This is a genomic window from Henriciella sp., from assembly GCF_049649345.1.
Lineage (GTDB): Bacteria > Pseudomonadota > Alphaproteobacteria > Caulobacterales > Hyphomonadaceae > Henriciella.
Window position 1 is genome coordinate 1 of record NZ_JBARZC010000184.1, and the last position, 7,424, is coordinate 7,424.

The window sequence follows — 7,424 nt, forward strand, 5'->3', positions numbered from 1 at the left end:
TGACAAAGGCGATCGAAGCCGGCAAGCTGAAAGCAGGCGACATCACCGAGGAAACGCTCGTCGCGTCGGGCGTGATCCGCCGCACGAAAGACGGTGTTCGTCTCCTCGCCAAGGGTGAAGCGCCGAAGAAGGCAAATATTACTGTGACAGGTGCAAGCAAGGCAGCCATCGAGGCGATCGAAAAGGCTGGCGGCAAGGTGACCGTGACCGGGCCGAAAGCTGCAGAAAAAGCAGAGTAATCGCAGGCTTTTTCGTCTACACACCTTCACAAACAGCATTTCGCCGCCGATGTATTGGCGGCGATTTCATTTCCGGTAGGAGGGGCACTTGGCCACAGCCGCAGAACAAATGGCGCGAAACATGAACTTCGGCACTTTCGCCAAGGCGAAAGACCTGCAGGCCCGAATTCTATTCACGCTTTTCATTCTCGTTCTTTACCGCCTCGGCACTTTCATTCCGGTGCCCGGCGTCGATCCGAGCCAGTTCGCCCAATTTTTCCAGCAGCAGCAGGGCGGTATGCTTGGCTCGCTCAACATGTTTGCGGGCGGCGCGGTCGAGCGGATGAGCGTGTTCGCGCTGAACGTCATGCCCTATATCACGGCGTCGATTATCGTTCAGATGATGACGTCTGCGGTGCCTTCTCTTGAGAAGCTCAAGAAAGAGGGCGAATCGGGCCGCAAGCAGATCAATCAGTATACGCGTTACCTGACTGTCGGTTTTGCCTTCTTCCAGGGGTTCGGCATTTCGATGGGCCTTGCAGGCGTCGCCTATGAAGGCATCGCCACGTGGTTCTTCGTTCTGACAGCCGTCACCACCTTCGTCGGTGGCACCATGTTCTTGATGTGGATGGGCGAACAAATCACGGCCCGCGGCATCGGCAATGGTATTTCCCTGATCATTTTCGCAGGCATCATCGCTGAAATGCCGAAGGCGATCTTCAATATGTTCTCCGGCGGTGTGGAGCAGGGCGTGAACGTCGTCTTTGTTCTCGCAGTGCTTCTGCTGGTCATTGCCCTTGTCCTGTTCATCGTCTTCATCGAGCGCTCGCAGCGCCGTGTCCTGATCCAGTATCCGAAGCGCCAGCAGGGCAATCAGATGCAGCAGGGCCAGAGCTCGTTCATGCCGCTCAAGCTGAATACGTCCGGTGTGATCCCGCCGATCTTCGCGATCGCGATCCTGATGCTGCCTCTGACGGCAGTTGGCCTGGCGGGTGGAAACACCGTCGATCCGAATGCCACCGCAGAGCAAGGTACCGGTATTCTCCAGTGGCTGGCGCTGAACTTCTCGCCGGGCAGCTGGACCTACATCATCACATACGGCGTGCTGGTTGCTTTCTTCTGCTTCTTTTACACGTCCATCATGTTCAATCCGCAGGAGACCGCGGACAATCTGCGTAAATATGGCGGCTTCGTCCCCGGCATCCGGCCGGGCAAGAATACGGCGGCGTATTTCGATTATGTTCTGACGCGCCTGACGACGATCGGTGCGGTCTATCTCGTCTTCGTCTGTCTACTGCCTGAAGTGCTGCGCCGGTATGTCCCGGAAATTCCTTTCTATATCGGTGGCACCTCGCTTCTCATCGTTGTATCCGTTACAATGGACACGGTTACTCAGATACAGTCCCATCTGATCGCGCATCAATACGAAGGACTGATCAAGAAGTCGCGGCTGGGAGGCAAGCGTAGACGATGAATTTGATACTTTTTGGGCCGCCGGCGGCCGGCAAGGGCACGCAAGCAAGGCGTCTGGTAGAAGAGCATGGCTATGTCCAGCTTTCGACAGGTGACATGCTCCGTGCCGCGCGGGCTTCTGGATCCGACCTTGGCAAACGTGTTGCGAAGATCATGGATGAGGGCGGCCTTGTATCAGATGAAATCGTGATCGATCTTATTGATGAGCAGATCAGCACCCACACCGATGCGCCGGGTTTCATCTATGATGGTTTCCCGCGCACGGTCGGTCAGGCGAATGCGCTCGACAGTCTTCTGGAATCGCGTGGCAGTCAGGTCGATTGTGTGATCCGCCTGGTGGTGGACGAAGCGCAGCTGATTGAGCGTGTGACCAAACGTTTCGAGGAGCAGGGCCGCAAAGATGATAACCCTGAGACTTTCGCGGCGCGCCTCGATAAGTATAATCAGGACACCGCACCACTCATTCCGCTTTATGCGGAGCGAGGCATCCTTCGCGAAGTCGATGGGATGGCGACAATCGAAGAGGTCACGAAGGGCGTCGAGAAGGCGCTGAAAGAGACCGCATAAAGCCGCATTTCACCAGTTGACGCGGCGATTTGCAGGTCTATAACGACGCACTTCGTTAAGAGGTCGGGTTCGCGCGCGCGAGGCGTTGGTTTTCGTTTCGCGCCGAGCCCGTTTTTGGCAGTTTAGGAGATGAGGCCCCATGGCCCGTATTGCAGGCGTAAATATTCCAACGAACAAGCGCGTTGAGATCGCGCTTCGCTATATTCACGGGATTGGCCCGTCGAAGGCGCGTGAAATCACTGACAAGATCGGTATTGAGTCCCACCGCCGTGTGGCTGACCTAACCGATGCCGAAGTGATCCAGATTCGTGAAGCAATCGATTCCGACTACATGGTTGAAGGTGACCTTCGCCGTGAAGTTTCGATGAACGTGAAACGTCTCATGGATCTTGGCTGCTATCGCGGCCTGCGTCACCGCAAGCGCCTTCCGGTTCGCGGCCAGCGGACCCACACCAATGCCCGTACCCGCAAGGGTCCCGCGAAACCCATCGCCGGCAAGAAGAAGTAGGACTAGACTGATATGGCTCGTGATACGACCCGCGTTCGCCGCCGCGCCCGCAAGAACATTTCTTCCGGCGTTGTTCATGTGAACTCGAGCTTCAACAATACCATGGTGACCATCACCGACGCCCAGGGCAATGCAATTTCCTGGTCATCGGCTGGCACGATGGGATTTAAAGGCTCGCGCAAGTCCACCCCTTATGCCGCCCAGGTGGCCGCTGAGGACGCAGCGAAAAAAGCTCAGGATCACGGGCTTCAAACTGTAGAAGTCAATGTTCGTGGACCAGGCTCTGGCCGTGAAAGCGCCCTTCGCGCGCTTCAGGCTGCTGGCCTCACCATCACCTCGATCCGCGACACCACCCCGATTCCGCACAATGGATGTCGTCCGCCGAAACGCCGCCGCGTCTAGGCCGTCTTCCATCCATTAACACAATAAGGAGGCCGTAAATGGCCGATACCGCGACCAGCGTGAATGACCGTAACTGGAAAGAGTTGATCCGCCCGAACCGCCCGAAGGTGGAAACGGGCCGCGATCCTCGCCGTCATGCCAAGCTTGTCATTGAGCCGCTCGAGCGCGGCTTTGGTACGACTCTTGGCAATGCTCTTCGCCGCGTTCTCCTGTCTTCGCTGCAAGGCGCTGCGATTACCGGCGTTCAGATTGACGGCGTCGTACACGAATTCTCATCCATTCCGGGTGTTCGTGAAGATGTCACCACAATCGTGCTGAACCTCAAGCAGGTGGCCATCGACATGGTTTCGGACACACCGAAACGCATGATCCTGAAGGCTGACGGCAAGGGCGAAGTCAAGGCCGGCCAGATCGAAACGTCTGGCGACGTGAAAATCCTGAACCCGGACCTCGTGATCTGTACGCTCGATGACGGCGCTTCAGTCCGCATGGAATTCACGGTTGCAACCGGCAAGGGCTATGTGCCCGCCGACCAGAGCCGCCCGGAAGATGCGCCGATCGGCTTCGTGCCGGTTGATGCGATCTATTCGCCAGTTCGCCGCGTCGGCTATACGGTGGAAGACACCCGTGAAGGCACTGTCCTCGATTATGACAAGCTCACGCTTGCTGTCGAAACCGATGGCTCCATCACGCCAGAAGATGCTGTGGCCTATGCCGCTCGCATCCTTCAGGACCAGCTTCAGCTCTTCATCACCTTCGATGAGCCGGAAACCGAATCTTCGTCCTCCAGCGAGGAGACAGATCTTGGCTTCAATCCGGTTCTTCTCAAGAAGGTCGATGAGCTTGAACTGTCTGTCCGCTCGGCAAACTGCCTGAAGAACGACAATATTGTTTATATCGGTGACCTGATCCAGAAGTCCGAAGCGGAAATGCTCCGCACCCCGAACTTCGGTCGCAAGTCGCTGAACGAGATCAAGGAAGTGCTCGCTGGCATGGGGCTGCACCTCGGCATGGAAGTGCCGGACTGGCCACCAGAAGACATCGAAGCACTCGCCAAGAAATACGACGACCACCTTTAACCGTCCGCCCGGGAGGGCGCGCAGGAGACCAGGCAAATGGCCCACGCAATTGCACATCGCAAGCTGAACCGCACCTCATCGCACCGCAAGGCGATGTTTGCGAACATGGCAGCTTCGCTTATCGAGCATGAGCAGATCGTCACGACCCTTCCCAAGGCGAAGGAACTGAAGCCGATCATGGACAAGCTCGTGACGCTGGCAAAGAAGGGCGATCTCGCCTCTCGCCGCCGCGCCATTGCGCAGGTTCGCAACAAGGACGCTGTCCAGAAGCTCTTCGAAGTCTTCGGCGACCGCTACAAGGACCGCAATGGTGGTTACACCCGCGTCCTGAAAGCTGGCTTCCGCCACGGTGACAATGCCCCGGTGGCAGTCATCGAGCTGGTTGACCGCGATGAAGACGCCAAAGGCGCCAAGGACCGCGCCCGTCACGAAGCAGAGCTCGAGGCCATGGACGAAGTCTAGGGCTGCAGGTTGAGATGATTTCGAGAGAACCCTGCCAGGCAACTGGCGGGGTTTTCTTTTTCGGGCCTGCTAAAGTCCGAGCTGGCCCTTCGACAGGATGTTCCGCTGGATTTCGTTTGAGCCGGCATAGATCGAGCCAGCACGGTCGTTGAGGTATTTCGCAGACACGGTGACGAGACTGTCTGGCCCTACCAGGCCCTGATTGGTCTGGTGGCGCGTCACGACCGGGCCGCCGGCTTCGGTATGCTCAGGCTGGAAAGGCTGCACATGCAGGCCGGCGATATCGAGTGCAAGTTCTGTCACGCGCTGGCTAAGCTCGGTCCCGCGGATTTTCATCATCGAGGCCTTGAGTCCGGGTGTGCCGCCGCCGGCAAGATCCGACATCATCATAAGCTCAGCCGCTTCCAGCGTCTCGGCGGCCATCTCGGCCTCGCTGATTTTTGTCGCCATGTCAGTATCGAGCCCACCGAGATCTTTGGCTATGCGCCTGAGCGCTGCCAGACGCTGAAGGAGGCGCGGGCCGTAGGACGAGCCGCCACGCTCGAACTCAAGCAAGTATTTTGCGACGGTCCAGCCATCATCGATCTGGCCGACCACATTCGTTTTCGGCACGCGAACCTCATCGAAGAAGACGGCGTTCTGGATGTGCTCGCCCGACAGCATGATGATCGGATCGACGCGCACGCCCGGCGATGTCATGTCGATGAGCAGGAAGGTGATGCCTGTCTGCCGTTTGCCCGAAGAATCTGTTCTTACCAGGCAAAACATCATGTTCGCTTCGTGCGCGTGGGTCGTCCAGATTTTCGACCCTGAGCAGACAAAATCCTCGCCGTCATCGACCGCGGACATTGTCAGCGCCGCAAGATCCGAGCCTGCATGCGGTTCTGAGTAGCCCTGACACCAGAAGTCTTCACCCTCCAGGATACGCGGGAGGTAATACTCCTTCTGGGCCTTCGAGCCGTGGCCTATCAGCGCTGGGCCGCACATGCCGATTCCCATCGGCGAGAGCGACGGTGCGCCCGCCTTCGCCATTTCCACGTCAAAGATGTAGCGTTGCGCCACGCTCCAGTCACATCCCCCATATTCGACCGGCCAGGACGGCGCGGCCCATCCCTGCTCACGTAGAATGGCCTGCCAGGCGAGTGCGGTTTCCTTGTCGGCATAGACACTCGTCATACGCGAAGCATAGCGCCTGAGGTCGGCTGTCAGCTTGTCAGCCAGAAAATCGCGCACCTCTTGGCGGAAGGTTTCTTCAGCAGCTGAGAATTTGAGATTCATTCGAGGCTCCGCGTTGGGCAAGCTTCGATAGTCTAGGACGGTGCGGCGCGTATCAAGACTTGCCCGCGCGTCAGCGTGTCCAGTGCTTGCGCAGGCCGGGGCGGCCAGCTCAGGCTGCGTGATCGTCAGCCCACAATGCCTGAAGCAGTTCTGCGAGCTCGCGCGCGCATTCAACGATGGACCAGTGACCGGTGTTTCCATTCCGATGCAAGGGGATGCCCGTACGGCTAGAGAAGCGCTCAGCGGTTTCAACCGGAACGTAGGGGTCGTCATCGCCCCAGAAGATGAGGCCGCGCTCTGGCAGCTGATCGAGACCATGCGTCCATTCACACGATATGTTTTTCGCCGAGCGGTAGAGCTTGAGGATCGCCTTGCGCATGTGCGGTGTCCAGTGAGACGCTTCCTTGCGGGCGAGCGTTGCCGGGAGGCCGGCCTCAGCAAGGGCGCCAGCCAGCCGGGCCTGGCTCGTCATTGCCATGAAAGCTTCGCCGAGCAGAGGTGTCTGCCAGATACGCGCCGTGCGGTGCCACTCGTAATCCTTATCTGGAAGGGCATTCGCGACGGCCCAGCTTCGCACGAGCTCTGGCCGCAAGGCTGCAGCTCGCACGACGAGGAGCGCACCCCAGTCATGGCCGACCAGATCGACCGGCGTTCCTGCTTTCTCCATCTCGCCTATAAGCCAGTCGGCATAGGCTTCCTTGGTGCAGGCGAATCCTGCAGGCGGTGGCCCCACGAAGCCGGGAAGAGCTGGGGCCGAATACTCGCCCGCAGCCTCGCCCAGTTCCTTTACAAGCGGGTCCCACATGGCGGGGGTGTCCGGAACCCCATGTACAAATATCCGCATTCTTTTCTCTCCGGGCCGGGCTGACCCCTGTTATGTTGCGCGCCTTGATCAGGGAGTACAAGTCATGTGGCCTGACACTCGCCGCGCGTTTGTCTCCCGCCGCCGCCCACATACTTTCCCTATAGGAACACTTGCTCTTGCAGCCCGTGACTTGGCATTGTGCGAGCATAGATCTGGAGGACATCGATATGAAAACCGAAATCACCGAAATGTTCGGCATAGAGCATCCGCTTATTCAGGGCGGGATGCATTGGGTGGGTTTTGCGGAAATGGCAGCGGCCGTATCCAATGCAGGCGGGCTGGGCATCATCACGGCGCTGACGCAGACATCCCCAGACGACCTTGCCAACGAGATCGCGCGATGCCGGGACATGACGGACAAACCATTCGGCGTGAATCTGACATTCCTGCCCTCCGTCAACCCGCCCGACTATCCGGGTTATATCAAAGCCATCATTGAAGGCGGGGTCAAAGCCGTCGAAACCGCTGGCAACAACCCGGCGCAGGTCCTCCCTGTGCTGAAGGATGCGGGGATCAAGGTGATCCATAAATGCACGGCCGTGAGGCATGCGCTGAAAGCCCAGTCGATCGGC

10 protein-coding genes are annotated in these 7,424 nt (G+C 58.5%); 8 read left to right on the plus strand and 2 right to left on the minus strand.

Annotated features, from left to right (window positions below; translation table 11 throughout):
- The 7 genes from WA989_RS04575 to rplQ form a co-directional block, all read left to right on the plus strand.
- A partial coding sequence (locus tag WA989_RS04575; RefSeq protein ID WP_424339326.1) for an uL15m family ribosomal protein occupies positions 1-239 on the plus strand: 239 nt, incomplete at its 5' end.
- Between the two features lie 88 nt (positions 240-327).
- Positions 328-1,692 carry a preprotein translocase subunit SecY gene (gene secY, locus WA989_RS04580; RefSeq protein ID WP_424339327.1) on the plus strand — a complete coding sequence of 455 codons (1,365 nt, stop codon included), beginning with the start codon at positions 328-330 and terminating at the stop codon, positions 1,690-1,692.
- Positions 1,689-2,258, plus strand: a complete 570-nt coding sequence (locus WA989_RS04585) for an adenylate kinase (RefSeq protein WP_424339328.1) — start codon at positions 1,689-1,691, stop codon at positions 2,256-2,258. Before secY ends, WA989_RS04585 begins: the two co-directional genes overlap by 4 nt.
- Before the next feature lie 139 nt (positions 2,259-2,397).
- A complete protein-coding gene (gene rpsM / locus WA989_RS04590) occupies positions 2,398-2,766 on the plus strand; it encodes a 30S ribosomal protein S13 (protein WP_424339329.1) in 369 nt (122 codons plus the stop codon).
- A gap of 12 nt (positions 2,767-2,778) precedes the next feature.
- Positions 2,779-3,168: a 30S ribosomal protein S11 gene (gene rpsK, locus WA989_RS04595; protein ID WP_424339330.1), complete on the plus strand. Its 390-nt coding sequence runs from the start codon at positions 2,779-2,781 to the stop codon at positions 3,166-3,168.
- 59 nt (positions 3,169-3,227) lie between these two features.
- The gene (locus WA989_RS04600) at positions 3,228-4,247 is read left to right on the plus strand and encodes a DNA-directed RNA polymerase subunit alpha (protein WP_424339334.1); all 1,020 of its coding nucleotides are present in this window, start codon (positions 3,228-3,230) and stop codon (positions 4,245-4,247) included.
- Positions 4,248-4,283: 36 nt separating this feature from the next.
- Positions 4,284-4,709: a 50S ribosomal protein L17 gene (gene rplQ, locus WA989_RS04605; RefSeq protein WP_424339331.1), complete on the plus strand. Its 426-nt coding sequence runs from the start codon at positions 4,284-4,286 to the stop codon at positions 4,707-4,709.
- A gap of 69 nt (positions 4,710-4,778) precedes the next feature.
- On the opposite strand, the gene WA989_RS04610 is transcribed toward rplQ, so the two are convergent.
- A complete protein-coding gene (locus WA989_RS04610; protein ID WP_424339332.1) occupies positions 4,779-5,987 on the minus strand; it encodes an acyl-CoA dehydrogenase family protein in 1,209 nt (402 codons plus the stop codon).
- A gap of 109 nt (positions 5,988-6,096) precedes the next feature.
- Positions 6,097-6,831 carry an alpha/beta fold hydrolase gene (locus WA989_RS04615; RefSeq protein ID WP_424339333.1) on the minus strand — a complete coding sequence of 245 codons (735 nt, stop codon included), beginning with the start codon at positions 6,829-6,831 and terminating at the stop codon, positions 6,097-6,099.
- Positions 6,832-7,004: 173 nt separating this feature from the next.
- On the opposite strand from WA989_RS04615, the gene WA989_RS04620 reads away from it, so the two are divergent.
- A partial coding sequence (locus tag WA989_RS04620; protein WP_424339335.1) for an NAD(P)H-dependent flavin oxidoreductase occupies positions 7,005-7,424 on the plus strand: 420 nt, incomplete at its 3' end.

Bases quoted from the DNA above. Each gene is read 5' to 3' on its own strand.
- rplQ (WP_424339331.1), top strand. From the start codon at position 4,284: ATGGCCCACGCAATTGCACATCGCAAGCTGAACCGCACCTCATCGCAC.
- rpsM (WP_424339329.1), top strand. From the start codon at position 2,398: ATGGCCCGTATTGCAGGCGTAAATATTCCAACGAACAAGCGCGTTGAG.
- WA989_RS04585 (WP_424339328.1), top strand. From the start codon at position 1,689: ATGAATTTGATACTTTTTGGGCCGCCGGCGGCCGGCAAGGGCACGCAA.
- WA989_RS04610 (WP_424339332.1), bottom strand. From the start codon at position 5,987: ATGAATCTCAAATTCTCAGCTGCTGAAGAAACCTTCCGCCAAGAGGTG.
- rpsK (WP_424339330.1), top strand. From the start codon at position 2,779: ATGGCTCGTGATACGACCCGCGTTCGCCGCCGCGCCCGCAAGAACATT.
- WA989_RS04615 (WP_424339333.1), bottom strand. From the start codon at position 6,831: ATGCGGATATTTGTACATGGGGTTCCGGACACCCCCGCCATGTGGGAC.